The 25,882-nt window shown below is 66.4% G+C and carries 24 protein-coding genes and 2 pseudogenes; 16 read left to right on the forward strand and 10 right to left on the reverse strand.

Translation table 11 applies throughout. From position 1 onward, the window contains the following. Window positions 1–8: 8 nt before the first annotated feature. Window positions 9–950, reverse strand: coding sequence for a hypothetical protein (locus CAL11_RS04255; protein WP_244172910.1), 942 nt, complete (start codon window positions 948–950; stop codon window positions 9–11). 140 nt (window positions 951–1,090) lie between these two features. Then, a pseudogene (locus tag CAL11_RS04260) lies at window positions 1,091–1,291 on the reverse strand (IS5/IS1182 family transposase); the annotation flags it as partial. A 259-nt stretch (window positions 1,292–1,550) separates the two neighbouring features. Between CAL11_RS04260 and CAL11_RS04265 the strand changes: the two are divergent. Next, window positions 1,551–2,138, forward strand: coding sequence for a DUF6680 family protein (locus tag CAL11_RS04265; RefSeq protein WP_157668842.1), 588 nt, complete (start codon window positions 1,551–1,553; stop codon window positions 2,136–2,138). A gap of 64 nt (window positions 2,139–2,202) precedes the next feature. On the opposite strand, the pseudogene CAL11_RS04270 reads toward CAL11_RS04265, so the two are convergent. Further along, window positions 2,203–2,542: pseudogene (locus tag CAL11_RS04270) on the reverse strand (hypothetical protein); the annotation flags it as partial. A 28-nt stretch (window positions 2,543–2,570) separates the two neighbouring features. Here CAL11_RS04270 and CAL11_RS04275 point away from each other — a divergent pair. From CAL11_RS04275 to CAL11_RS04290, 4 genes are all read left to right on the forward strand, one after another. After that, the gene (locus CAL11_RS04275) at window positions 2,571–2,825 is read left to right on the forward strand and encodes an antitoxin (protein ID WP_086092248.1); all 255 of its coding nucleotides are present in this window, start codon (window positions 2,571–2,573) and stop codon (window positions 2,823–2,825) included. Further along, window positions 2,822–3,136 (forward strand): type II toxin-antitoxin system RelE/ParE family toxin, encoded by a 315-nt coding sequence (locus CAL11_RS04280; protein ID WP_086092249.1) that lies wholly within the window; start codon window positions 2,822–2,824, stop codon window positions 3,134–3,136. The genes CAL11_RS04275 and CAL11_RS04280 overlap by 4 nt, the downstream gene beginning before the upstream one ends. Before the next feature lie 146 nt (window positions 3,137–3,282). Next, complete coding sequence (locus tag CAL11_RS04285) at window positions 3,283–4,245, forward strand: bifunctional GNAT family N-acetyltransferase/nucleoside diphosphate kinase regulator (protein ID WP_086092250.1); 963 nt, start codon at window positions 3,283–3,285, stop codon at window positions 4,243–4,245. An 89-nt stretch (window positions 4,246–4,334) separates the two neighbouring features. Beyond that, window positions 4,335–4,925, forward strand: a complete 591-nt coding sequence (locus CAL11_RS04290) for a YceI family protein (RefSeq protein ID WP_086092251.1) — start codon at window positions 4,335–4,337, stop codon at window positions 4,923–4,925. Window positions 4,926–5,009: 84 nt separating this feature from the next. Here CAL11_RS04290 and CAL11_RS04295 read toward each other — a convergent pair whose 3' ends face one another. Continuing rightward, the gene (locus tag CAL11_RS04295; RefSeq protein ID WP_086092252.1) at window positions 5,010–6,275 is read right to left on the reverse strand and encodes a saccharopine dehydrogenase family protein; all 1,266 of its coding nucleotides are present in this window, start codon (window positions 6,273–6,275) and stop codon (window positions 5,010–5,012) included. Window positions 6,276–6,308: 33 nt separating this feature from the next. Further along, window positions 6,309–7,406 carry a carboxynorspermidine decarboxylase gene (nspC, locus tag CAL11_RS04300; RefSeq protein WP_086092253.1) on the reverse strand — a complete coding sequence of 366 codons (1,098 nt, stop codon included), beginning with the start codon at window positions 7,404–7,406 and terminating at the stop codon, window positions 6,309–6,311. 538 nt (window positions 7,407–7,944) lie between these two features. On the opposite strand from nspC, the gene CAL11_RS04305 reads away from it, so the two are divergent. Further along, complete coding sequence (locus CAL11_RS04305; RefSeq protein ID WP_033467537.1) at window positions 7,945–8,514, forward strand: TetR/AcrR family transcriptional regulator; 570 nt, start codon at window positions 7,945–7,947, stop codon at window positions 8,512–8,514. Window positions 8,515–8,583: 69 nt separating this feature from the next. Here CAL11_RS04305 and CAL11_RS04310 read toward each other — a convergent pair whose 3' ends face one another. Continuing rightward, window positions 8,584–9,399: an IclR family transcriptional regulator gene (locus tag CAL11_RS04310; protein ID WP_086092254.1), complete on the reverse strand. Its 816-nt coding sequence runs from the start codon at window positions 9,397–9,399 to the stop codon at window positions 8,584–8,586. Between the two features lie 199 nt (window positions 9,400–9,598). Between CAL11_RS04310 and CAL11_RS04315 the strand changes: the two genes are divergently transcribed. The 6 genes from CAL11_RS04315 (at window position 9,599) to CAL11_RS04340 (ending at window position 17,602) form a co-directional block, all read left to right on the forward strand. Beyond that, the gene (locus CAL11_RS04315; RefSeq protein WP_244172911.1) at window positions 9,599–11,185 is read left to right on the forward strand and encodes an ABC transporter substrate-binding protein; all 1,587 of its coding nucleotides are present in this window, start codon (window positions 9,599–9,601) and stop codon (window positions 11,183–11,185) included. A gap of 78 nt (window positions 11,186–11,263) precedes the next feature. Further along, a complete protein-coding gene (locus tag CAL11_RS04320) occupies window positions 11,264–12,205 on the forward strand; it encodes an ABC transporter permease (RefSeq protein ID WP_086092256.1) in 942 nt (313 codons plus the stop codon). Next, window positions 12,205–13,089 (forward strand): ABC transporter permease, encoded by an 885-nt coding sequence (locus CAL11_RS04325; RefSeq protein ID WP_086092257.1) that lies wholly within the window; start codon window positions 12,205–12,207, stop codon window positions 13,087–13,089. Before CAL11_RS04320 ends, CAL11_RS04325 begins: the two co-directional genes overlap by 1 nt. A 3-nt stretch (window positions 13,090–13,092) precedes the next feature. Then, entirely contained in the window at window positions 13,093–14,745 is a 1,653-nt protein-coding gene (locus CAL11_RS04330; RefSeq protein WP_086092258.1) for an ABC transporter ATP-binding protein, read from the forward strand. Between the two features lie 39 nt (window positions 14,746–14,784). Next, window positions 14,785–16,182: an amidase family protein gene (locus CAL11_RS04335; protein WP_033467520.1), complete on the forward strand. Its 1,398-nt coding sequence runs from the start codon at window positions 14,785–14,787 to the stop codon at window positions 16,180–16,182. A gap of 40 nt (window positions 16,183–16,222) precedes the next feature. Beyond that, window positions 16,223–17,602: an aspartate aminotransferase family protein gene (locus CAL11_RS04340; RefSeq protein ID WP_086092259.1), complete on the forward strand. Its 1,380-nt coding sequence runs from the start codon at window positions 16,223–16,225 to the stop codon at window positions 17,600–17,602. 60 nt (window positions 17,603–17,662) lie between these two features. Here CAL11_RS04340 and CAL11_RS04345 read toward each other — a convergent pair whose 3' ends face one another. After that, window positions 17,663–17,881 (reverse strand): DUF1059 domain-containing protein, encoded by a 219-nt coding sequence (locus tag CAL11_RS04345; RefSeq protein ID WP_086094511.1) that lies wholly within the window; start codon window positions 17,879–17,881, stop codon window positions 17,663–17,665. Window positions 17,882–18,154: 273 nt separating this feature from the next. Between CAL11_RS04345 and CAL11_RS04350 the strand changes: the two genes are divergently transcribed. Together CAL11_RS04350 and CAL11_RS04355 are read left to right on the forward strand one after the other, a co-directional pair. Then, complete coding sequence (locus tag CAL11_RS04350; protein WP_033467500.1) at window positions 18,155–18,799, forward strand: OmpA family protein; 645 nt, start codon at window positions 18,155–18,157, stop codon at window positions 18,797–18,799. A gap of 26 nt (window positions 18,800–18,825) precedes the next feature. Then, window positions 18,826–19,203, forward strand: coding sequence for a 4a-hydroxytetrahydrobiopterin dehydratase (locus CAL11_RS04355; RefSeq protein ID WP_086092260.1), 378 nt, complete (start codon window positions 18,826–18,828; stop codon window positions 19,201–19,203). Here CAL11_RS04355 and CAL11_RS04360 read toward each other — a convergent pair. The 3 genes from CAL11_RS04360 to CAL11_RS04370 all read right to left on the reverse strand — a co-directional run bounded on the left by CAL11_RS04360 (window position 19,188) and on the right by CAL11_RS04370 (window position 21,828). After that, window positions 19,188–19,889, reverse strand: coding sequence for a DUF6776 family protein (locus tag CAL11_RS04360; RefSeq protein ID WP_086092261.1), 702 nt, complete (start codon window positions 19,887–19,889; stop codon window positions 19,188–19,190). The two genes, CAL11_RS04355 and CAL11_RS04360, sit on opposite strands and share 16 nt — an antisense overlap. Before the next feature lie 143 nt (window positions 19,890–20,032). Then, window positions 20,033–20,725 carry an N-acetylmuramate alpha-1-phosphate uridylyltransferase MurU gene (gene murU, locus CAL11_RS04365; RefSeq protein WP_086092262.1) on the reverse strand — a complete coding sequence of 231 codons (693 nt, stop codon included), beginning with the start codon at window positions 20,723–20,725 and terminating at the stop codon, window positions 20,033–20,035. Continuing rightward, complete coding sequence (locus CAL11_RS04370) at window positions 20,725–21,828, reverse strand: aminoglycoside phosphotransferase family protein (protein ID WP_080703455.1); 1,104 nt, start codon at window positions 21,826–21,828, stop codon at window positions 20,725–20,727. Before CAL11_RS04370 ends, murU begins: the two co-directional genes overlap by 1 nt. 109 nt (window positions 21,829–21,937) lie before the next feature. Between CAL11_RS04370 and CAL11_RS04375 the strand changes: the two genes are divergently transcribed. Next, window positions 21,938–24,310, forward strand: coding sequence for an LPS-assembly protein LptD (locus CAL11_RS04375; RefSeq protein ID WP_080703456.1), 2,373 nt, complete (start codon window positions 21,938–21,940; stop codon window positions 24,308–24,310). Beyond that, a complete protein-coding gene (locus CAL11_RS04380; protein WP_033471070.1) occupies window positions 24,307–25,869 on the forward strand; it encodes a peptidylprolyl isomerase in 1,563 nt (520 codons plus the stop codon). Before CAL11_RS04375 ends, CAL11_RS04380 begins: the two co-directional genes overlap by 4 nt. The last annotated feature ends 13 nt before the right edge of the window (window positions 25,870–25,882 follow it).

The raw sequence follows: 25,882 nt of genomic DNA on the forward strand, positions 1-25,882 counted from the left end.
CCCGTGCCTCAAAGGTCGGCGCATTCGGTTGCATGGATTTGCACGGCCTGTTGGTAGCACACGCTATCCCTGCGTGGCTTGAGGTATTCGTACCAACCATGCAAGACGTATTGCCCGTCCATTTTTCTGGAACGAAAGCGCCTGACGGGCTCGCCATCCTCATAAATCGTGACGACTCTGCGCGATGCGTCAGGGTATGCGGCCACCGTGATCGTGGTTTTGAGAGGCCGTGCCAGCCAGTCCGGAGAAAAGAAATCGACCGTCCCGCCAGCGGGCGTTCCGGCCAGTTCCGGCGCGCCGCCGCCTCCGTAGCTTTGGTAGTAGACGGAATACATGGGTTTGCCGGCGTCACGGCCTGCCGCTTGCATCTCCATGATCTCCCCGGAAAACAGGCGACGATAGTGCTTGTGCAATGCGCGCCCGAATTCCTTGTGCTCACCGACGGGCATGCCCCCGGCGTAAACCCCCACGCGGCGCTCCTGCAACAGAATGTCGTCATGGTCGTCGCCCGTAGTCTTCTTGCGTTTGTGCGTGACCAGTATGTAATCCACCGGCCCTTCGAACTTGAAATCCTCCGCGCTCGATCCCTGGCTGGGGCAAGCGCCCGAGACGACATTCAAGGCATATACCAGCGGTGGCGCCTCTTCCGGCGACCCGTTGGCGCGCAAGCGCCTGTTAACCGCTTCCAACGGGTAAGAAACCGGGCACGAAACGCCCTGCCCCGGAGCGAACAGGGCTTCGCCTTGCGTCAGCAGATGGTTGATGTCCCGCAAGGCACGGGCTTGCAGCGCAGCGGCAGGATCGGGAACCGTCCCCAGCGAACGCAGTTGGCCGCTAGCGGATGGGACCGAGGCATACGCGTCCGGCGCAGCGGATGATCCGCCTGGCGTGGTTTCGCAGCCCGAAACGCATAACCCTGATACCGCCACAGCCAGCAATCGAGGTGTCATGCGGGACTTTCGCTGCTGGCGTCGGGTCATTAGCCGTCTCTCGAAAATTCAGGAATTCGTCAGGGAATGTACTGAATTTTATTTTTTATTTCAATAATTAGCGCGAGCGCCGATGGCGGCGGCTGCGGTTCCTTGCCCCACACCTCCTCGCGCAACTGCCCCGCAATACGGTTCGCAAGCCCCCACGACAGCGCCTTGTACTTGCTCGCGTTGGCCTTGATCTTCGTGCCGTCCAGCGCAATGTGCCTCGGCTTGAGCAGCTTCATCTCGCGCGCCAGCAGCAGCACCTGCACGAACAAACCCTCGATCTCCTTGAGAAACCGCCGCCGGAAACTCGCCAGCAGCATTTTCATGTCAGGGACTCCTCTCTTGCAGGATCAGTTCGACTTCTTTCCAGAAGTCGCTCAGTAAGGTGGAGGCATCCACGTAAAGGTAAAAGCGGACACGCTTGCCTTCTTAATCCGTAGGTCGAGTGTTCGAGCCACTTACAGCCCACCAGAATGATCAAGGACGTAGCGAGCGATCGCTAAGTCCTTTTCCATTTCCGGATTCCCCAGCCCACCATTATTATTGATGCATGTGGAGAGGGGGATAAGAAGGATGAACATAGACACATGGGCGGTTGTATTTGCGACGCTCCTTGGTCCCGTGTTGGCAGTCCAAGCGCAGCGGATCGTTGCCGAGCGTGGGGAAGCGCGGCAGAGGAAGCAATGGTTGTTCCGATCGCTGATGAACACCCGCGTCGGCACCCTAACCGCTGAGCATGTCAATGCGTTGAACGCAGTGCCCTTGGAGTTTCACAAGGACAAGGCAATTATGCGCAGCTGGCGTACATATCTTGACCACTTGAACAACCAGGGCACTTCGCTTGAGGCGTGGGGCGCGAAGCGCGTGGAGCTGTACACCGACTTGTTGTCGAAGATGGCTGAGAAGCTGAACTATGGGTTTGACCCGTTACAGCTCAAGAACGAGATTTATGCGCCTCGTGGGCATTTCGATATTGAGAATGAGCAGACGGAAATCCGGCGCGGCATTGTTGCGCTCATGAAGGGCGAGCAGACACTGCCACTTGAGGTGCGTAGTATTGCCGAAGACCCTGAAACCGTGAAGCGAACAGCTAGACTGCAAACGGCAATGACGAAGTGGCTCAACGGTGAGATTGCGCCGAAGGTAAAGGTTGAAGACTAAGTGTGGTGTGTTCAGCTTGCGCGGTTTGTACGCTTCGACAGTCTGTTGATCGCGGCCAGAGTGGCTAAAACGTACTATGCGGTTGCGACAAGGGCGCAAGCACCTGTTGCAAGTGAACCCCATTGTGGGGCGTCAAGAGGGTGTATCCATCGAATTTGAGTCTGGAGATGGGTACAGCGAGGCCGATACCTTGATTGGATGAACCGCTCGGCTTCGCCATTGGTCTGCGGACGCGGACTGGGGAACCGCTCGTCGGGATGGATGTCGGTAAAGGCCGCGCGAGCATAGGCATTGATGGCCACCAGTACGAAGTCCTTGCCAGCGTCATGGACCTTGTCGCGTCGATCAGGACGGAGCATTTCCCGTTTCTCGCCAAAAAACCCACATTTGTGGTAATGTGGGTGTCACCGACCAGTGAAAAGAGATCTGCAAATGAGCCGCCTGACCATAGACGTAACCGACCAGCAGCACCAGGCTCTCAAGGCGATGGCTGCCCTGGAAGGCAAGACTATCAAGCAGTATGCCCTGGAGCGCCTGTTTCCCAAGGCGGTTGGGGAAGAGCAGGCTCTGTCTGAACTAAAGACCTTGCTCAACGAACGCTTGGCCCAGGCTGAGCGTGGCGAGCTGGAAGACGGCAGCATCACCGATATCGCCATGGCGGAACTGCGCCGCAGCAAGGCGCAATGACCCGGCCCTACGTTCTTTCCCGTGGGGCCGCTGCGGATTTACGGGGCATTGTTCGCTATACCGTGGAGACTTGGGGTGAGGCACGGAGCGTTGCCTATATTGCTGAGCTGGAAGCCGCTGCTTGTGAAGTAGCCCAAGGCCAAGGAGTCTTCAAAGAGCTGGATGACCTGCTTCCCGGCTTGCGGGTAAGACGGGCAGGCAAGCATGTGCTCTTTTGCCTGCCTCGCCAGAATCGGCAGACGCTGATCCTGGCGATCCTGCATGAGAGGATGGATCTTATCGCGCGATTGAAGGAAAGACTGGGGCTATAACGCAGGCTTGCATACCCGGGATGCGCGAATATTGGCTCATGTTCCACTCTCAACTTTGCGGCGCGCCTGGCCGTACGGCCGCGGCATGCGCCGGACCCGCCTCGCGCGGGCTGGCTTAAAATGCGCAACGTGTAGAAAGAACCGTCATGGCCGTGGCCATGAAGGGCTTTCATTCTTTACAACCAAATGTGGTGAAGATGAACAAGCCTTTCATTTCGCTGTGTCCGGAGATTACCCGGACACACGCGCTGACTCTGATGGATTGGCTGGAAGACGAGCACGTCACCCGCCATCTGAGCGATTCGCGCCATGTCTCGCGGTTCATCGAACAGGTTATCGACCGGGTCCAGTTGCCGATCCTGACCCATCTGTTCAACCAGGGCGGCCGATTCTTCATGGCCTACGACCGGCATGACGTGCCGGTGGGCTTTGTTCGTCTCGTCAAGACGGGGCCGGACTGCGAGATCGTCCTGGTCATCGGCAACCGCGACAACTGGGGCCGCAAGCTGGGCGCCAGCGCGATCCGCGAAGGAATGAAGCTGGCGTTCTTCGAGATGCGGGCCGCGCGGCTCATCGCCAAGGTCCACCCGGACAACGAGCGTTCGTTGAAGGCCTTCCTGCGTTGCGGTTTCGTGCTTGAAAGCGAAACGCCGACGCTGAAGTCGTTTTCCATGACTTTGGAGCGCTATCTGCGGTTCTTGCGCGAAAGCGCGGCGGGCGAGCCCAGTGGAATCCAGATCACCGAAATCGATCAGGCCCGGCTCAGGAGTCTGCTCGAGCTCGAACAGGGCCCGGCGTTTGCCGAGCTGGAGCACGAGGTCGAGCGCGCCGTCGTGGTGGATCCGCGGCACGTGGCGGGCAATGTCGTGACGATGAACTCCAGGGCCTTGCTGCAGGTGGACGACGAGGAAGTGGAGGTGGCGCTGGTCTATCCTGACGACGCGGACGACAGCGCCGGGAAATTATCTGTCTTTTCCGACTTTGGCACCGCGATTCTGGGCTACCAGGAAGGCGATGCCGTCGACTGGCGGATTTCGGACCGCACCCGCCGGATCTGGATCGAGAAAGTGCTCTACCAGCCGGAAGCCGCGGGGGATTTCCACCTGTAGGTTCGCACGCTCCGGCGGCCAGCTGGCCTGGCCGCCGCCATGAACCAGGGCGCTTCCGATTTCCGGAGGCCTGGCACCAAAGCGCATCCATGAAGAAAAACTACCCTGCTTATTTCGCCGCCACGCTCCTGGCGCTGGCTGGCCTGTCGGCGCAGGCCGCGCCGGTCGATTACCAGATCGATCCGGAGCACACCGAAGTCGTGGTCACCTGGGACCACCTGGGCTTCTCCAAGCCCACGGCGCACGCGGGTGGCGTTACCGGTGTGGTGCGCTACGACGCGGCCAGGCCGGCGGATTCGGCGGTCGATCTGCGCATACCGACGTCGAAGCTGACTTCGCATGTTCCCAAGCTGGACGAGATGCTGCAGGGCGCCCAGTTCTTCGAGGCGGCCAAGTATCCCGATATTCGCTTCAAGAGCACCTCGGTGACCGACCGGGGCGACGGCAAGCTGCAGATCGACGGCATCCTGCGCATCAAGGGGATCGACAAGCCGGTGGTCCTGCAGGCGCGCCGGAACAAGCAGGGCATGCACCCGATGGCGCAGCGTCCCGCCGTCGGCTTCGACGCCACGACGACGTTGAAGCGCAGCGACTTCGGCGTGGACGCGTTCGCGCCGGATGTCAGCGACGAGGTCCAGCTGCGCATCACCATCGAGGCGGTCGCGAACGCGACGCGCTGACGCGCGGCCCCGCGCGGCCAGGCGGGCCGCAATGCGAAGCGCCACCCGGAATGGGTGGCGCTTGGCGTATGCAGGGCGGCGGCGTTACGCGGCTTTCAGCAGCTTCCCGCACGGGCTGAGCAGCGCGCGGTCGCCGTGCGCGTCGCGGATCCGCGACGGCAGCCCCATGGTTTCCAGCAACTGCAGCCACGGGCGCGGCGCGAGTTGCTCGATGTTGTTCATCTTCCGGTTGTCCCAGGTGCCGTCGGCGATCAGCAGCGCGGCCGCGGTGGCGGGCACGCCGGCCGTATACGAAATGGCCTGGCTGCCCACTTCGCGGTAGGCCTGCTCGTGATCGCACACGTTGTAGATCAGGACCTCATGGGGGCGGCCATCCTTGACGCCGCGGACCAGGTCGCCGATGCAGGTCTTGCCCTTGTAGGTGCGGGCCAGGGAGGCCGGGTCGGGCAGCACGGCCTTGACCACCTTCAGCGGGACGACCTGCTGGCCCTCGGCCGTGCGCACCGGCTGCTCGGACAGCAGGCCGAGGGAGTTCAGGACGGTGAAGACGTTGATGTAGTGGTCGCTGAAGCCCATCCAGAAGCGGATGTTGGGGACGTCCAGGTGCGTCGACAGCGAGTGGATTTCGTCATGGCCGGTCAGGTAGGTGGTCTGGCGGCCGACCACGGGCAGGTCCCAGGCGCGCTGCTCTTCGAACATGCGGCTCTCGCACCAGCGGCCTTCCTGCCACGACCAGACGGATCCGGTGAATTCGCGGAAGTTGATCTCGGGATCGAAGTTGGTGGCGAAGTACTTGCCGTGCGAGCCGGCATTGGTATCGATGATATCGATCGAGCTGACCTCGTCGAACAGTTCGTCGACCGCCAGCTTGGCGTAGGCGTTGACCACGCCGGGGTCGAAGCCCGCGCCCAGGATCGCGGTCACGCCGGCGTCGGCGCAGGCCTGCGCCTGCTTCCACTCGTAGTTCGCGTACCAGGGCGGCGCCTCGCAGGTCTTCGCGGGGTCTTCGTGGATGGCCGTGTCGATGTAGGCGGCGCCGGTTTCGACGCACGCGGCGAGCACGGCCATGTTCAGGAACGAGGTGCCGGCCTGGATGACGATGCGCGCGTTGGTGGCGCGGATGAGCGCGGCGGTCGCCTTGATGTCCAGTGCGTTCAGGCCGTGGGCTTTCACCACGCCATTGGTCTGCAGGTTGCCCATGGCATGGACCGAGCGGACGATGCCCTGGGCCTTTTCCAGCGTGCGCGACGCGATGTGGATCTCACCGAGCGTGGCGTTGTGCTGCGCGCATTTGTGCGCGACCACGTGCGCCACGCCGCCGGCGCCGATGATCAGGACGTTTCGTTTCATTTTGACCTCGCTTCAATCAACAGAGCCAGTTCCTCAGGACAGGCTGTCTACGTAATCCTGGTAGCCGAACTCCCGCACCAGCCGAATTTCTCCATCCAGTTCCCGGATCGCGATGGCGGGCATGCGCACGCCGTTGAACCAGTTCTTCTTGACCATCGTGTACCCCGCGGCGTCCTGGATGGAAATCCGCGAACCGGGTTGCAGCGGCGACTCGAAGCTGAACTCTCCGAACACGTCGCCGGCCAGGCAGGAATTGCCATAGATGACGTAGCGGTGCGGGCCCTGGTCGGGCAGTACGCGCGCGCTCATGCGGTAGATCAGCAGGTCGAGCATGTGGGCCTCGGTCGCCGCGTCGACAATGGCAAGGTTCTTTTCGTTGCGCATCGTGTCGAGCACCGTCACTTCCAGCGTGGCCGTATTGGTGATGGCCGCTTCGCCCGGCTCCAGGTATACCTGGACGCCGTATTGCTCGGAGAAGCGGCGCAGGCGGTCGCAGAACGCGTCCAGCGCGTATCCGGGCTCGGTGAAGTGGATCCCGCCGCCCAGGCTGATCCAGTTGATTTTCCCAAGAAGGTGGCCGTAGCGATGCTCGAGTTCGGTGAGCAGGGTGTCGAAGCGGTCGAAGTCGCGGTTCTCGCAGTTGTTGTGAACCATGAAGCCGTCGATCATCGGCATGGCCTGCGCGATCCTGTCCAGGTCCGTTTCGCCCAGGCGGCTGAACGGCCTGGCCGGGTTGGCCAGGTCGTAGCCGGACACGCTGATGCCGGGGTTCAGGCGCAGCCCGCGCGGTATGGCCGAGGCGCGCGGCGCATGGCGCTCGAGCTGCGACAGCGAGTTGAAGATGATCTTGTCGGCGCAGGCGACCACGTCGTCGATGTCGTCGTCGGCGTAGGCCACGCTGTAGGCGTGGGTTTCGCCGCCGAATTTCTCACGGCCCAGGCGAACCTCGAACAGCGACGACGATGTGGTGCCGTCCATGTGCTCGCGCATCAGGTCGAATACGCTCCAGGTGGCGAAGCACTTGAGGGCGAGCAGGACCTTCGCCCCGGACCGCTCGCGGATCCGGCGAATGACCTCCAGGTTCTGGAGCAGGGCACGTTTGTCGATCAGGTAGTAAGGCGTTTTCAACATGGCGGGGCAATGCCACGCAGGGGCCGCGGGCCATGCGTGGAGTGTTGCAATAGGAATGTGGCCGGGCGATCGGCCGCGAGGCCGGGCGCCCGTGAAGGCGATGGCGGGTGGAGGCGCGCCGGGCCGCGGCGCCGGCCTCAGGTATGCATTCGGGCCGAGTGGGGAAGCAGCGTGCCAGCCTTGTGGTGGAGCGCGCCATGCGACGGATGCAGCGCACGCGTGGCCGACGCGAATGCGATTCGCGTTGCGGTCACGATAGTTCTGTCTTCCGTTTGGGTCGTGTTCAGCGATGCCGGAACGATCCCCAATTGGAAGAGGGCGTCACTATTCATAGCGTCCTCTCCAACCAGTAGATGGGCCCCTGCCGAGACGGGGCCGAGACTTCATATTGCGTTACGCCAGCGGCGGCCAGTGGGCCGGGCTCGAGGCGGGACTACGGGCGCGGCGTCAAGCGCCGGATGGAGGCACGAGGAGACACGACCCCGAGGCTCCGACTTGTTATCATATGATCGTATCATAATTGAATTTGGACGCCTAGATGGTCAGACCCCGAACAATAGATCGAGAGCGTTTGCTGGATATCGCCGAATCCATCATTTCCGAGGCGGGCGCGGTGGCGATCTCGTTCGGCGGGCTGGCCGAGGCGGCCGGGCTGTCCAAGGCCAGCGTGCAGTCGGTGTTCGGTACGCGCGAGGCCATGATCGAGGCCTTGCTGGAAAGATGGCTGCGCAAGGAGCAGCGGGCCTACCAGAAGAAGATCGGGCCGCAATCGTCGCTGCGCGAGCGTGTGCGCAGGCATGTCAAGATCACCGGCAAGGAATCGCCCGAGGCCAATTCGAGGCTGGCGGCGGTCCTCACCGCCCTGGTCGACTCGGACACGACCGAGGGCGTGATGGCGAAGTGGTACGCGTCGCGCGTCGGCAAGTTCTCGGCGGAAACTCAGGAAGAGCGGCTGTTGCGTATCGCATTTTTGGCGGCCGAAGGCGCGTTTTTCATGCGGTACGTGGCTGGATTTCCGATGTCTGACCGGCTCTGGCGCGAGCTGTTCCACGATTTGCTGGATTTCGTGGCCGAACCCGTGGGCGGCGCGGCGCGCTCGGCCGCGTAAGGCGCGGCCATGGGCAGGCCCCGCGCACGCCCGTGGCCCTGATACGGGCCGCCGGCGCGCGGCGCCGTCTCAGCTCAGGCGGTTGATGGCCGTGGCGGCTTCCACCGCCAGCGGCGCGAACCGCGCGGTGAAGGCCTCGGGCGTCCACTCGCTCAGCGAGCCCGCGATGTGTATCGCGCCCACCGGCCGGCCGTCGGCGCCCAGCACCGCCACGCCTATGCCTATCTCTCCCACCAGCACCTCCTCGATGGTGACGGCGTAGCCGGACACGCGCGCCTGCTCGACTTTCCTGCGGATCTCCCTGGGCGCGGTGATGGTCTTGTCCGTGAACGGGGTGCGGTCGGAGCGGGCGATGATGTCGTCGACCTCGGCCCCCGGCAGGTGCGACAGGATGGCCCGCCCGCCGGCGGTGCAGAAAGTGGGCACGCTGTGCCCCACCAGGGTGGCGAAGAAGGTCTCCCGCTTGCTCTGCAGGCGCGAGGCGTAGACCAGCCGCAGGTCGTCGAACACGCTGAGGTCGACGCGCTCCAGCGCATTGCGCCGCAGGTCGAGCAGGACCGGGGAGGCGCGCGAAATCAGGGTATTGAGCCGCAGGTAGTCCAGCGCATGGTCGAGGATGCGTATGCCGGGGACATAGCCGCGCCCGCCGTCGCTGCGTTCGACGTAGCCGAGCACGCGCAGGGTATTGAGAATGCGCTGGGTGCTGCTGCGGCCCACCCCCGACGCCTCGGCGATTTCGTCCAGGCTCATGGGCCGCACCGCGCGATGGAAGGCGGACAGCACCTGCAGGGTTCTCGCCGCGGCCTGCACGAACAACGGGTCTTCGAGCTCTGCTTCGGTGGGAGACCTGACGCCCAGTTCGCTGTTGACAATACTGCGCCGCATGAATTCCTCCTATTGACGGGCTGACGATATCTCATTTAGGATTGTCGCAAACAATATATAAGTATCTCACAGCGATACTTAAGTTCCGAAGTTTGTTTTCGATGTTAGTTGTTCCCGGTCACCGAAGTCATCTCTGATGTAGTCGACACAACAAGGGGAAGAAACGATGTTCATCGCACGCAATGCGGCTGATACCGCTGTGAAGATACGCGCCGGCGCGCGCCTGGCGGCCGTGGCGGCCGCGCTCTGCGGGCTGGCCGCGACGGCCCCCGCGGCGGCGCAGGCGCCCAGGACGGTGACGGCCGTCATGCATTCGGGGCTGCGCGTCCTGGATCCCATCATCACGACGGCCCACATCACGCGCAATCACGGGTACATGATCTACGACGTCCTGGTCTCGATGGACAAGGACTTCAACGTCCGGCCCCAGATGGCGGATTTCAGCGTGTCGCCCGACGGACTCACCTATACCTTCACGCTGCGCGACAACCTGTGGTTCCACGACGGGGCGCCGGTCACGGCGGCCGATGTGGTGGCCTCGCTCAAGCGCTGGGGCGAGCGCGACACCGGCGGCCAGCACATTTTCGACCAGACCGAAAGCCTGGCCGCCACCGACGCCCGGACGATCACCTGGAAGCTGACCAAGCCGTTCGGCCCGATGCTGGAAACCCTGGGCAAGCAGTCGACGGTGCCGCCGTTCATCATGCCCGAGCGGGTGGCCAAGACGCCGTCGAGCGAAGCCATTACCGACTACACCGGCTCCGGCCCGTTCCGGTTCGTGCTGGACGAGTTCTCGCCCGGCGTGAAGGTGGCGTATGCGAAGTTCGACAAATACGTGCCGCGCGACGAGCCCGCCAACTGGATGGCGGGCGGCAAGGTGGTCAAGGTCGACCGGGTCAACTGGGTGACCATGCCGGACGCGCAGACGGCGGTCAGCGCGCTGTCGTCGGGCGAGATCGACTATCTGGAGCAGACGCCGACCGACCTGCTGCCCATCCTGGAGTCGAACCCCGACGTGGTGCTGGAAGTGCGCGACCAGCTGGGCTACCAGGCCCTGGGACGCATGAACTTCAAGCAGCCGCCGTTCAACGACAAGCGGATACGCCAGGCCGCGCTCAAGGCCATGAGCCAGGAGCCCATCCTGGCGGCCATGGTCGGCAATCCCAAGTATTACCAGGTCTGCGGCGCGGTGCTGGGTTGCGGCACGCCGCTGGCCTCCGAGGCCGGCGCCGGCGCCCTGACCGGCAAGGGCGACGTGGAGGGCGCGCGCGCCCTGCTCAAGGAGGCGGGCTACGACGGCTCGCCCGTGGTGATCCTGCAGCCGACCGATGTGCCCATTCTTGCCGCGCCGCCGCTGGTCGCGGCCCAGCAATTGCGCGCCGCGGGCTTCAAGGTGGACCTGCAGCCGATGGACTGGCAGACGCTGGTGACCCGCCGCACCAACAAGGGCGCGCCGTCGCAAGGCGGCTGGAGCATGTTCTTCAGCTATTGGATGGTGCCCGAGGTCACGACGCCGCTGATCAATGCGACGTTGAACGCGCGCGGCGACGAGGGCTTCTTCGGCTGGGCGCAGGATCCCGAGCTGGAGGCGATGCGCGGCGAGTACATCACGGCCGGATCGCCGCAGGCGCAGCTGGACGTGGCCAAGCGCATCCAGGCGCGCGTCATGGACGAAGTCACCTATCTGCCGCTGGGCCAGTTCCAGACGGTCCAGGGGCGCCGCGCCAACCTGGTCGACATCATTCCGTCGCCGGTTCCCGTGTTCTGGCAGATGGACAAGAAGTAGGCGTGGCTCCATGGCGGACCTGCGGCCCGCGGGGGGCGCGGTCCGCCTCATCCTGACTCAATCCACAAGGGGCGGCCGATGCTCGGTTACATCCTGCGGCGCGTGCTCGCCACGATTCCGGTCGTGGTGATCGTGGCGGTGTTCGTTTTCCTGCTGCTGCGCCTGACGCCGGGCGACGCGGCGGCCATCATCGCCGGCGATTCGGCCACGCCCGCCCAGATCGAGAACATCCGCAAATCGCTGGGCCTGGCAGAGCCGCTGACGGTGCAGTTTCGCACCTGGATGACGCAGCTTGCGTCCGGCGACCTGGGGACGTCGATCATTTCCAGGCAGCCGGTCACCAAGCTGATCGGCCAGCGGATCGGGCCGACGCTGCAGATCGCCACCCTGACCATCATCCTGTCGGTGCTGATCGCGGTGCCGCTGGGGGTGCTGGCCGCATGGCGCCATCGCAGCTGGCTCGACTACGCGGTGATGGCGTTCTCGGTCATCGGCTTCTCGATCCCGGCCTTCGTGGTGGGCTACATCCTGATGAAGGTCTTCGCCGTGGACCTGCGCTGGCTGCCGGTGCAGGGATTTACCTCGGTGTTCCAGGATCCGCAGCAGTTCCTGCGCACGGCGGTCCTGCCGTGCATGACGCTGGCCACGGTATTCGTGGCCCTGATCGCGCGCATGACGCGGGCCAGCATGCTCGACGTGCTGGGCGAGGACTATATCCGCACGGCGCGGGCCAAGGGCGTCAGGGAGCGCATCGTGCTGTTTCGCCATGCGCTGGGCAATGCGGCGGTGCCCATCATCACCATCATCGGCACGGGCTTCGCGCTGCTGATCGCCGGCGTGGTGGTGACCGAGAGCGTCTACAACATTCCGGGCATCGGCCGGCTGACCGTGGATGCGGTGCTGGCGCGCGACTATCCGGTCATCCAGGCCATGATCCTGCTGACCAGCGCGCTGTACGTCTTCATCAATCTGTTGATCGATCTGTCCTACACCATTTTCGATCCGAGGATCCGCTACTGATGACCACGCTACCGCAGCCGGCCAGCGCCCTGCAGGCCGTATTCCGGGTCACCCAGCTGCCCGCATGGTGCCGCTTCGGCTGGCCGCCGATTGCCGCCGCGCTGGTGCTGGCGGTCCTGGTCCTGGCCACGGCGGGCGCCTATCTGTACATCCCGCACGACCCCATTGCGATCAACCCGCTGATGCGCCTGAAGCTGGCCAGCGCCGACCATTGGCTGGGCACGGACGCGCTGGGGCGCGACCTGTTCTCGCGCGTGATGGCGGGCGGCCAGGTCTCGCTGCTGGTGGGCGTGGCGGCGGCGGCCATCTCCATTGCCGCGGGGCTGTGCATCGGCCTGGTCTCGGGGTTCTTCCGGGTGCTGGACGGCGTGGTCATGCGCATCATGGACGCCGTGATGTCGGTGCCATCCATCCTGCTGGCGATCGCGCTGGTCGCGCTCAACGGGCCGAGCATCTGGTCGGTCGTCATCGCCATCACCGTGCCGGAGGTGCCCCGCGTGGTGCGCCTGGTGCGCTCGGTGGTGCTGTCGGCGCGCGAAGAGCCCTATGTCGAGGCCGCCCTGGCGCTGGGCACGTCGATGCCCGGCATTCTCTGGCGGCACATCATGCCCAACACCCTGGCCCCGCTCATGGTGCAGGCCACGTACGTCTGCGCCTCGGCCATCCTGACCGAGGCGGTCCTGTCGTTCCTGGGGGCGGGCGTCTCCACCGAGATACCCACCTGGGGCAACATCATGGCGGAAGCGCGCATGTATTTCCAGATCCGCCCGGGGCTGATGCTGTGGCCGGGGCTGCTGCTGTCGCTGTGCATCCTGTCCATCAACCTGCTGGGCGATACCGCGCGCGACATGCTCGATCCGCGCCTGAAGCGGCGGGGGGAGTAAACGATGATATTTCGCAAGCGCGACCTCCAACATCGCCCGGTGGTGCTGCGCATCGCGGGCCTGTCCCTGGCGGACGGGCAGCCGGGCGCCGGCAACGCCATCCTGCGGGATATCGACGTCGAGATCCGGCAGGGCGAAACGGTCTGCCTGGTGGGCGAAAGCGGTTCGGGCAAGTCCATGACCTCGCTTGCCGTCATGGGCCTGCTGCCCAAGGGGCTTCTGCGGGTGACGGGCGGACGCATCGAACTCGATGGCCAGGACCTGCTCGAACTCGGCCCGGCCGCCTTGCGCGACTTGCGCGCCAGGCGCATATCCATGATTTTCCAGGAGCCGATGACGGCCCTGAACCCGGTCATGAAGGTGGGGCCGCAGATCGAAGAGGTGCTCGACAGCCACACGGCGCTGTCCAGGCGCGAGAAGAAGCAGCGTGTGCTCGACATCATGGAGCAGGTCCACCTGCCCGACGTGGCGCGCATCTACGAGTCCTACCCGCACCAGCTCTCCGGCGGGCAGCGCCAGCGCATCATGATCGCCATGGCGCTGGTGCTGGAGCCCCGGCTGCTGATCGCCGACGAGCCGACCACCGCGCTGGACGTCACCACGCAGAACCAGGTGCTCAAGCTGATCGGCGAGCTGCAGCGCAAGCACGATACGGCCGTGCTGTTCATCACCCACGACATGGGGGTGGTGGCCGAGATCGCCGACCGGGTGTACGTCATGCGCCTGGGCGAAATCGTCGAGAGCGCGCCGGTCGAGCAATTGTTGCGCGAACCGCGGCAGGACTACACCCGCAAGTTGCTCAAGTCGGTGCCCAGCCTGATTCCGCGGCCGGGCCGGGGCGCGCCGCGGGCGAGCGCCGCGCTGCAGGTGCAGGGGCTGGCGAAACGCTATGCGCTGAGCGGATTCCTGGGCCGCCGGCGGGAGGTCCAGGCCGCGCAGGATGTCGCTTTCAGTATCCAGCCCGGCCGTACGCTGGGCATCGTGGGCGAGAGCGGTTCGGGCAAGTCCACGGTGGCGCGCTGCGTGATGCGGCTGATCGAGCCGAGCGAAGGCGCCATCCGCGTCGGCGACGCCGATATCGCGCGCTTGGGACCCAGGCAGCTCAAGCCGTATCGCAAGCATTTGCAGATCGTCTTCCAGGATCCGTACCGTTCGCTCAACCCTCGCCGCACCATCGGCGCCAGCCTGATCGAAGGGCCGGTGAATTTCGGGCAGGACAGGCAGGCCGCGCTGGCGCAGGCGGCCGAATTGCTGGAGCTGGTGGGCCTGCCGGCCGACGCCCTGGCGCGCTACCCCCACCAGTTCTCGGGCGGGCAGCGGCAGCGCATCGCCATCGCGCGCGCCATCGCCATGCGGCCCGATGTACTGGTGGCCGACGAGGCGGTGTCCGCGCTCGATGTCTCGGTGCAGGCGCAGGTGCTCGAGTTGCTCGAGACGCTGCAGCGCAAGCTGGGCATCGCGATTCTGTTCATCACGCACGATCTGCGGGTGGCCGCGCAGATCTGCGACGAGGTCATGGTAATGCGGCATGGCCGCGTGGTGGAGCACGACACGGCCGAGAATGTCCTGGCGCGGCCCGCGCACGCCTACACGCGCGCGTTGATCGAGGCCGCGCCGGGACGCGACTGGGACTTTGCCAACTTTCGCGAACGGTAGCCATCTGTCCGGTTTGCGAAGCATCGAGGGGGAAGGGGCGTGACATCAGAATTGTGGCGGCTGTCGGCCTGCGAGATCGTCGCGGGCGTGAAGTCGGGGGCGTTCTCGGCCAGCGAGGCGGTGCGCGCCGCGCTGGACCGCATGGAGGCCGTCAATGGGCGCATCAATGCCGTGGTCGACAGCGACCCCCAGGCGGCGCTGGCGGCGGCGGCCCGCGTCGATGCGCGCATCGCCGCCGGCGAGGACCCCGGCCCGCTGGCCGGCGTGCCGGTGACGATCAAGGTCACGCACGACCAGGCGGGTTTCGCGACCACCATGGGCATCCGCAAGCTGAAGGACCATCGCGCCGCGGTCAACAGCCCCATCGTGGACAACTTCGAGCGGGCCGGCGCGATTCCCATCGGACGCACCAACATGCCGGCGTTCGGCCTGCGCTGGTTCACCAATGGCCGCCTGCACGGCGATACCTACAATCCGTTCGACCGGAGCCTGACGCCCGGCGGTTCTTCCGGCGGCGCCAGCGCGGCGGTCGCCTCGGGCATCGGCGCCATCGCGCATGGCACGGACATCGCCGGTTCGATCCGGTATCCGGCCTATGCATGCGGCGTGCACGGGCTGCGTCCGACCCTGGGGCGCATCCCCAACTACAACGCCTCGTTTCCCGAACGCGGCCTGGGCGGGCAGCTCATGTCGGTGTCCGGTCCGCTGGCCCGCACCGTGGCGGACGTCGCGCTGTCGTTCGCCGCGCTTGCCCAGGCGGACCCGCGCGACCCGTGGTGGGTGCCCGCGCCGCTGGCCGGCCCGGCCCGGCCGCGCCGGGTGGCGCTGTGCCTGCGGCCCGACGGCCTGGAGATCGACGACGCGGTGGCCGACGCGCTGCTGGATGCGGCGGCGCGCCTGCGCGAGGCCGGTTGGGAAGTGGCCGAGCTGGACGACATTCCGCCCATGCGCGAGGCCGCCGTGGCCCAGGTGACGCTGTGGCTCGGAGACGAGTATCCGGCCCTGCTGGCCGAGGCGCAGGCCGAAGGCGACCCCGGCGCCCTGGCCATGCTGCGGGGCCAGCCGCAGTCGGCCGGCGTCACCCTGCAAAGCTATTGTTCGGCGCTCAAGGCGCGGGCTTCCTACCTGCGCCAGTGGATGCTGTTCTTCGAAGACTATCCCTTGATGATGCTGCCTGTGTCGGCCCGCCTGCCCTTCGCCAACGACCTGGATACCCGGTCCGCGGCCGATTACGACGGCGTCTGGGAGGCGCAGATGCCGCAGCTGGGCCTGGCATTCATGGGCCTGCCGTGCATGAGCGTGGCGACCGGCATGTGCGGGTCGGCGCCCGTGGGGATCCAGCTGGCGGCCGGCCGTTACCGCGAGGACCTGCTGTTCCTGGCGGCCGAGGACATCGCCGCGCGCGGCATGCCGCCTGTCCCGGTGGACCCTGTGTAACCCGTTTACTCCCCAGCCCCTACTTCAGCGGAAGGTTTCCATGAACGACTCGGCAACGATCAACGATCTTCACAGCGTCGTCGAAGACGACCGCAATGCCATCTGGCATCACATGCTGCAGCACGACGCCTTGCAGGCCACGGCCCCTTGGGTGGTGGTCGAAGGAAAGGGCACGCGTATCCGCGATGCCAGCGGCAAGGAGTACCTGGACGCCACGGCTGGCGGGCTCTGGACCGTCAATGTGGGCTATGGGCGGGAGCGGATCGCCAATGCCATGCGCGACCAGATGCTCAAGCTGAACTACTTCGCGCAAAGCGCGGGCAATGTGCCCGGCGCGTTGTTCGCCAGGCAGCTGGTCTCGAAGATGCCGGGCATGAGCCGGGTGTATTTTTCGAACTCGGGCTCCGAGGCCAACGAGAAGGTATTCAAGATGGTGCGCCAGATTTCCGCGCGCCGCCATGGCGGCAGGAAATACAAGATCCTGTTTCGCGAGCGGGACTATCACGGCTCTTCGATCGCCACGCTGGCGGCGGCGGGCCAGCCCGAACGGGCGGCGCAGTACGGCCCGTTTCCCGACGGCTTCGTCCAGGTGCCGCACTGCCTGGAGTACCGCAAGCAATGGGATGTGGCGAACTACGGCGAGCGCGCCGCCGACGCCATCGAGGAAGTCATCCTGCGCGAAGGCCCGGAAACGGTCGGGCTGCTTTGCCTCGAACCCATCACCGCCGGCGGCGGGATCATCGTGCCTCCCGAGGGCTACTGGCGCCGCGTGCAGGAGATATGCCGGCGTCACGATGTGCTGCTGCATATCGATGAGGTCGTGTGCGGCCTGGGGCGCACCGGCAAATGGTTCGGCTACCAGCATTTCGACGTCGAACCGGATTTCGTCACCCTGGCCAAGGGCACGGCCTCGGGCTACGCCGCCATTGCCTGCACGGTGACGCACGAGCGCATCTTCGACCAGTTCAAGGACGAGCCGGAGGACCCCCTCAGCTTCTTCCGCGACGTCTCCACGTTCGGCGGCTGCGCGGGCAGCGCGGCGGCGGCGCTGGAGAACCTGCGCATCCTCGAGGAGGAGGGCCTGGTCGAGCATGCCGCGCAGGTGGGCGACTACTTGCAGGCGCGCCTGCGCCAACTGGCCGACAGGTATGCCGTCATCGGCGACGTGCGCGGCAAGGGCCTGCTGCAGGGCGTGGAACTGGTGAGCGACCGGGTGGCGAAAACGCCGGTGTCCGAGGCGGACGCCAAGCGGGTGGTGGCGCAGTGCAAGGCGCAGGGCGTGCTGATCGGCGTCATCACGCGCGCGTTGCCCGGGCTCAACACGACCTTGTGCCTGGCGCCGCCGCTGATCCTGACGCGCGACGAGGTGGACGAACTGTGCGGCGCGATCGACCGGGCGCTGGCCACGGTCTTCGGCTGAGGCTGCGGGCGCGCCGGGCGCCCGCCGGGGCGGCCGGGCCGCGCGCGGCCCGGCCCGTGGTCAGGCGCGGCTGCCGGCCTGCGCCGCGAGCGGCGGCGTGCCCTCATGGAACATGGTCTTGAGTTGCGCGCGCAGCTCCGGGGTGTCGGCGTGCTTGTGCACGGTGGTGGCGTGCTGGACGGCCGCCTCCAGGAGTTCGGCGTCGCTGTCGGCCGACAGCGCGACCGAGCAGTTCATTGCGCTGGGAAATTCACGGCAATCGATATATTTGCGTGACATGGTGTGCCCCTTGCGCACCGCGGCGGCGACGCCGCTCGCGGCACATGAGGAATCGACGCGCTATCTTGCTGGCGTCATGCCCGATGGCGCGTCGCATCGGGCGGGCGGAAGAAAATTATAGGCTTGCGCCCTCCGGAAAGGGAGCGCGCCCGAGGGCGTGCCGCGGGCGGGCGGCACGGAATATACAAAATGTTTCGAGTGCGCCGCCTGCCGCTTGCTAGCATGGTCGAGCCGGTTCCTGCCGGTCCTGTTCCTACCGTCGAGGAGGTCGTCATGCAAGCAAGAACAACCATCATGCGCGTCGCCGTCGTCAGTGCCGCAGCCCTGCTCATTTCGGGCTGCGCGACACAGCAGCAGACCAATACCGCGGTCGGTACGGGCGCGGGCGCGGCGGTAGGCGCGGGTATCGGCGCCCTGATCGGCCACGGCAAGGGCGCCGCGATCGGCGCTGGCATCGGCGCGGTGGCCGGCGGCCTGATCGGCTACAACTGGTCGGGCGTCAAGCAGGACGTGCAGCAGTCGGGCGCGTCGTCGCTGGGCATCGACGTGGTCGAGATGCCGGACGGCAGCCTGAAGGTCAACATTCCCAGCAACGTATCGTTCGACACCGACAAGTCGCAGCTCAAGCCGGCCTTGCTGCCGGTGCTCGACAGCGTGGCGCGCGCCCTGAACCAGCATCCGGAACTGCGCACCAAGGTGGTGGGCCATACCGACAGCACCGGCTCGGCGGCCCACAACCAGCAGCTGTCCGTCAATCGCGCGCGCGCCGTGACGACTTACCTGGGCAAGCAGGGCGTGGCGCAGGGGCGCATGACCGTCGAGGGCCGCGGCGCGAACGACCCGATAGGCGACAATGCGACGGCCGAGGGCCGGGCCGCCAACCGCCGCGTCGAAGTCTATCTGTACGCGGTCAAGTAACAGGCAAGGCGGCGCGTCCGCCGCCCATGCCGGCTGGCGGACGCGGTCGCGGGGAGTTTGCGATGAGCACGGAATTTCCGATGCGTATCGGCGCCGAGGTGGCGCTGCCGGCGTTGCAGGGCTGGAACGCGGCGGCCGGGCGCGACGCCATCGAGAAGCGCTATCGGTTCGACAATTTCAATGCCGCGTTCGGATTCATGGCGCGGGTGGCGATGTTCGCCGAGAAAATGGACCATCACCCGGAATGGCGCAATGTCTACAACCGGGTTGACGTGACGCTGACCACCCATGACGCCGGCGGGGTGACCGAGCTGGATGTGCGCATGGCGCAGTTCATGGACGAGGCGGCCGGCCGCCTGGGCGGAGCCGGCCTGCCGGCGCGCGCGGATCAGCCGCGCACGTAGTAGATGCGCATGGCGTGCTGCTTCTGCTGGCCGTCCAGCACGCGGATGGTGACCGAGCGCGGCGTGAAGCCGTCGGGCAGCGGCAGGACGCCCTGGGTATTGTTGTAGCGCTGCAGCTCCAGCGCCAGCGGGTCGGGCGTGAGCGTGCCGCGGCGGCCGTTGGCGTAGTTGCCCTCGATGGCCAGCGCCACATTGCCCTTGAACGCCGGGCCGGTGTGGTTCTCGCGCATGATCAGCACCTGGTAGCTGAGCTGGCCCGGCTGGCGCTTGAACACGGCGGAGCGCACGCCGATGTCGCCGCCGCGCGGGTCGGGCGGCATGGCGTCCTGGAACAGCAGCAGTTCCTGGTTCAGCGTGTCGATGCGCGTACGCGCCTGCGCCAGGTCGGTCGTGAGCTGTTCGTGGGTGGATTTGTTGGCGTCGCGCTGGCCGATGGCTTCGTCCAGCTGGGTCTGCAGGCGCTGGCGCTCGAGGTTGGCGGCGCTCAGTTCGGTGTGCAGCTGTTCGGATTGCTCGACGGTCAGGCGCTGCGGACCGTAGTTGGCCTGCAGGAACAGCACCCCGCCCGCGCCGAGCGCAATGCCTACCAGCAGCAACACGAGCCAGCGCGGCATGCGCCGGGTGCGTTTACCGGGCTGATACACCGAGGGCTTGAATACTTGCCGTTGTGATCGTCCGAACGCCATGCGAGAGAATTTCCTGTAGCAGAATCAGCGAAGACAGCATGCGTGTCTTCGGGCCAAAGTGGTAGAGGATACCGCGTTGCAGCCGCGTTGGCGACCGGCGGATACCTCTGGTTTCGTCCGTAGATGACGTGAAATACGTGACGTTACGCGCCGTCCTGGCGCAATCGGGCGTCCAGCGCGGCCAATCGCTGGGGGGTGCCCACGTCGGTCCAGCGGCCGGCGTGCCGCGCGCCGATGACCGCCTGCCGCGCCATGGCCTGGCGCAGCAGCGGGGCCAGCGGGGCGGCGGCGCCGCGCGCTACCGGATCGAACAGGGCGGGCCGGTACAGGCCGATTCCCGCGAAAGTCAGCTTCGGCGCGCCGTCGTCGGCGACCCGTCCGTCGTCTGCCAGCCGGAAGTCGCCTTGCGGATGCTGGGGCGGATTGTCCACCAGCAGCAGCCAGGCTTGCGCGCCGGCGGCGTCCAGGGCCGCGGCCTGGCGCCGGGCCTGGGCGGGGTCCCAGTCGCACCAGATATCGCCATTGACGACCAGGAAGGGGGACTCGCCCAGCAGGGGCAGGGCCTGGGCGATGCCGCCCGCCGTCTCCAGCGCGGCCGGCTCGGCCGAGTAGCGCAGGCGCGCGCCGTACGCGCCGCCGTCGCCCAGGCGCTCGACGATGCGCTGGCCCAGCCATGCGTGGTTGATGACGATGTCGCGCAGGCCGGCGGCCACCAGGCGTTCGATGTGCCAGACGATCAGCGGCTTGCCGCCCACGGCCAGCAGGGGCTTGGGCGTGGTGTCGGTCAGCGGCCGCATGCGCTCGCCGCGGCCGGCGGCCAGGATCATGGCGCGCATCAGAAGGTGTACCCGACCTGGACCTGGCGGTCGTCCAGCCTGTCCAGCAGGCGCAGCAGCGGCGCGAACACGCCATAGCGCTGCGCCACCTGGCGCACGTAGCCATTGACGCGCGGCATGTGCGACAGGTAGATGGCTTTGCCGTCGCGGTGGTTCAGGCGGGCGAACACGCCCAGGATGCGCAGGTTGCGCTGCAGGCCCATCCATTCGTAGGCGCGATGGAACTGCGCGAAATCGTCGTCCACCGGCAGGCCGGCGGCGCGCGCCAGCTCCCAGTAGCGGATCGCCCAATCCAGCTGCTGCGGCTCCTCCCAGGTGGTGCGGGCATCGGTGACCAGCGAAGCCAGGTCGTAGGTGAGCGGGCCGGCCAGCGCGTCCTGGAAGTCGATGACGCCGGGATTCGGGCCGTAGCGCGGCTCGTCGCAGACCATCAGGTTGGGCGAATGGAAGTCGCGGTGCACCAGCACCCGGTGGCCCGTGTCGCCCTCGGCCGCCAGCAGGCCGAATATCTGCCGCAGCGCCGCGGCGGTCTTGTCGTCCAGCGTCACGCCATGGTGGCGGCCGACATACCATTCGGGGAACAGTTCGAGCTCGGCGGCCAGCCGCGCGCCGTCGTAGGCCGGCAGCCCGGCCGTGCTGGCCTGCTGCAGGCGCACCAGCGTGGCCAGGGTGTCGCGGTACATCGACTGGAGCTGGGCGTCGCTGACGCCGGCGCGGATACGCTGATAGAAGGTGTCCTGCCCCAGGTCGGACAGCAGCAGCAGGCCTTGTTCGGCGTCCTGGGCCACGATTTCGGGCACGTTGACGCCGGCCTCGCGCAGCAGGCCGTCAATGTGCACGAAGGGACGCACGTCCTCGTGCGGGGGCGGGGCGTCCATGACGATCAGGGTGCCGGCGGCGGCCTGCAGGCGGAAATAGCGGCGGAAGCTGGCGTCGCTGGAGGCGGGCTCCATGGTCCCGGGGCGCAGGCCGAGCGAGCCCGGCAGGGTTTGCAGCCACGCGTGGATCAGGGCCAGGCGGGGGTCTTGGTCGTTGTTCAAGCAGCGCGTCTCGATGGTTTCGGGATCCCGGCGGCCCCGGATGGGTAGGCCGGCACCGGGCAAAACAGGAATTCCCCTATCGCCCGGCTTCTCTATAATACCGGGTCATTCCAGCCGTCGGTCAGGGCCAGTCCCGCCCGGACGGCATCCTTCATAAGGCGTTGTTTCCCTCGTGCGCATGCTCCGGTGGTTGATCCTTTCAGCTTTCAGCGTAGCCGGGGCCGTTCAGGCTCAGGGCAATCAGGATTCGGCCGCGGCCAGCGCCTCTTCGACCGCGGCCGATGCGCCCGTGCTGCGCACCTCGCCCGGGTTGCGCGTGCACCGGCTGCCGGACGAGAAGATTCCGGCCTTCATGGAGGCCGACCAGATCAGCGGCGACCCGGATAGCGAGGTCACCCTGACGGGCAACGCCCAGGTGCGCCGGGTGGACGGCATCATCAAGGGCGACCGCATCAACTACCGGCGCGACACCGGCGACGTGGACGTGCAGGGCAGTGCGCGGATGCTGCGCGACGGCACGCTGATCACCGGCCCGTCGGCGCGCCTGAACGTCGATACCTACAGCGGCGAGATCCAGGAGCCCAATTTCTGGATCGGCGCCAGCGGCGGCACGGCCCAGGCCCAGCACGCGGACATTTTCAGCAAGTCGCAGATGCGGCTGAGCCAGGTCACCTATAGCGGCTGCCCCTGCCCCAAGCCGTCGTGGTACATCAAGGCCGATACGGTAGACCTGGATTTCGACGAGAACGAAGGGGTGGCGCGCAACGGGGTGCTGTATTTCAAGGACGTGCCCATCCTGGCCTCGCCCTACCTGACCTTCCCGGTCAAGAAGGAGCGCAAATCGGGCTTCCTGATGCCCACCTACGGCACCACCAGCAACAGCGGGTTCGATATCTCGCTGCCGTACTACTTCAACCTGGCGCCCAACTATGACCTGACGCTGGTGCCGCGCTACCTGAGCAAGCGCGGCGCGCAGCTGGGCGGCGAGTTCCGCTACCTGGGCTCGGGCTATCGGGGCGTGGCGATCGGCACCTACCTGCCCGACGACAACGAGACCGGCCGCGACCGCTGGATGTACCGCACGTACCACCGGCAGATCCTGGGCAACGGTTTCTACACCGATTGGGATATCGCCGGGGCGTCGGACGACAATTACTTCCGCGACATCTCCGAACTGGGGCTGAATACGGCGTCCACCACCTATCTGCCGCGACGCGGCCGGGTGGGCTGGTCCAGCACCTACTGGCAGACCTACGCCCAGGTCTACAAGTACCAGACGCTTCAAGATCCGGACGCGCCGCTGGCGCCGCCCTACGACAAGGTGCCCGAGCTGTGGCTCAAGGGGGCGCGCTACGATTGGGGCGGCTTCGACGCGGAGTGGGTGAGCACGGCCGTGCGGTTCCAGCGCCCCTTGCTCAACGGCCGCCGCCTGGGCCCCGATGGCGACCGCCTGCAGACGTACCCCACGGTGTCGTATCCCATCGTGCGGCCGGGCTGGTTCCTGGTGCCCAAGGTGGGCGTGCACTATACCCAGTACCGGACCGACTGGTACAACCGCGACTGGAACCGCATCGGCCTGTCGAACTACAAGCGCACCGAATCGCGCACCGTGCCCATCATGTCGCTGGACGCGGGCATGATATTCGAGCGCGACGCCTCGCTGTTCGGCAAGGCCGCCACGCAGACGCTCGAGCCGCGCCTGTACTATCTGCGCGTGCCGTATCGCGACCAGTCGGCGCTGCCGGTCTACGACACGACGCTGGCCGATTTCAGCTTCGACCAGGCGTTCCAGGAGAACATCTATACCGGCGGCTGGGACCGCATCGCCAACGCCAACCAGCTCACGGCGGCGCTGACCACGCGCTGGCTGGACGCCAACACCGGTTTCGAGCGCCTGTCGCTGTCGGCCGCGCAGCGCATCTATTTCCAGGACCAGGAAGTCACCCTGCCGGCGGAACAGCCGCGCAAGAATGTGCGTTCGGACTTCCTGGTGGGCGCCAGCGCGGCGCTTACCGATACGCTGACCACCGATATGGCGGCGCAGTACAACCCGTACGACAACAAATGGTCGCGCGGCATGGTCAGCGCGCGCTGGTCGCCGCAGCGCCTGACCACGGTGGCGCTGGCCTACCGCTACCAGCGTGACCCGCTGCCGGGCATTTCGTACCAGCCGCAAGGCCAGAACCAGGTCAGCCTGGCGGTGCAATGGCCGATCCATCGCCGCTGGTATGGCGTGGGCCGGGTCGATTACTCGTTGCGCTCCGAGCCCGCCACGGCGGCGGCGGCCGAGCAGTCGCCGCGCGTGACGCAGGCCATCGCCGGGCTGGAGTACAAGGGCGACTGTTGCTGGGTGGGCCGCGTGGTCTACCAGCGCTACGCGGTGTCGGCCGCCGACACCAACACGGCGCTGTTCTTCCAGCTTGAGCTGACCGGGCTGGGTGCCCTGGGCACCGATCCGATCAGCCTGCTCAACCGGAGCATCCCGGGCTACCAATCGGTGGTTCCACCGACGCCTACGGGCACGACTTTTGAAAGGTATGAATGATGCGTAGCTTGCATTCCCTGCGCCGCATGTCCGGCACGGTACTGGCGGTGACGCTGGCGGCGGGCCTGCCCCTGTCGGCCGCGCAGGCCCAGCAGCCGGCCAGGCCGGCGCCGAAAAGCACCCAGAAACCGGCCGCGCCTGCGCCGAGCGAGCAGTTCGTCGACGGTATCGCCGCCATCGTCAACAAGGACGTCATTACCCTGCGCGAAGTGCGCGAGGCGTCCAAGCTGGCCTCGGCCGACCTGCAGAAACGCGGGATCCAGGTGCCCGACGAGCGCACCCTGCAGAAGCAGGTGCTGCAGCGCCTGATCATGGAGCGCCTGGAGCGCCAGGAAGCCGATCGCATGGGTATCCGCGTCGACGAGGCGCAGGTCGACCAGGCGATCAACATGATTGCCTCGCGCAACAAGATCACGCCCGCCGCGATGCGCGCCGAAATCGAGAAAAGCGGCCTGACCTGGGAGCAGTACCGCAAGTCCCTGCGCGACGACATCCGCATGGACCGCCTGCGCCAGCGCGCGGTCGACGCCAACATCATCATTTCCGACGCCGAAGTGGATGCCTTCCTGAAAGACCAGGAGCGCAACCCGGCCGCCGCCCAGGCCACGCGCGCGCCGGCGCCGCAGCAACCGCAACCCCAGCCGCGGCAGCAGGCGCAGTCCGGGCCGGCGGTGCTGGTGCTGGCGCAGATTCTCGTGCGGGTGCCGGAGGGTTCGTCGCCCGACCAGGTCGCGGCCTTGCGCAAGAAGGCCGAGGGCCTGCTTGCACGCGCCAAGAAGGGCGATGACTTCGCCAGCCTGGCCGCCGCCAATTCCGATGGCCCCGAAGCGCTGCAGGGCGGCATGATGGGCGCGCGTCCGCTGGACGGCTGGCCGGACCTGTTCGTCAAGGCGGCCGGCTCGCTGGCCGCCGGCCAGGTGTCGGCGCTGGTGCAAAGCGGCAACGGTTTCCATATCCTGAAGGTGGTCGACCGCGCCGGCGGCGGCCAGCCCGCGCAAGCCGCCCGGCCGGCGCCCGCGCCGGCGCCGCAGCAACCGTCCTCGTTCCAGGAAGGGCCGTCGGTGGCCGCGCCGCAAGGGCCGGTGCGCGTGACGCAGACGCACGCGCGGCACATCCTGATCAAGACTTCCACCGTCATGACCGACGATCAGGCGCGCCAGCGCCTGGAGCAGATCCGCGAGCGCCTGCTGGGCGGCGCGGTGAAATTCGAGGACATGGCCCGCCAGTACTCGCAGGACTCGACCGCGCCGCAGGGCGGCGACCTGGGCTGGGTGAACCCGGGCGACACGGTGCCGCCGTTCGAGGCCGCCATGAATGCGCTGCAGCCCAACGAAATCAGCCCGCCCGTGCTGTCGCCGTTCGGCTGGCACCTGATCCAGGTGCTGGAGCGCCGCGAGCACGACGTGTCCGACGAAGTGCAGCGCATGCGCGCCCGCCAGTTGCTGTTCGAGCGCCGCGCCGTGCCGGCCTTCGAGGACTGGCTCGAGCAATTGCGTTCGCAGGCGTTCATCGACAACCGCCTCGAGAAGCAAGAGCGGCTGGAACAGAACAACCGTTAGCATCGACAGGACC

The organism is Bordetella genomosp. 6, assembly GCF_002119705.1.
Taxonomy (GTDB): domain Bacteria; phylum Pseudomonadota; class Gammaproteobacteria; order Burkholderiales; family Burkholderiaceae_B; genus Bordetella; species Bordetella bronchiseptica_F.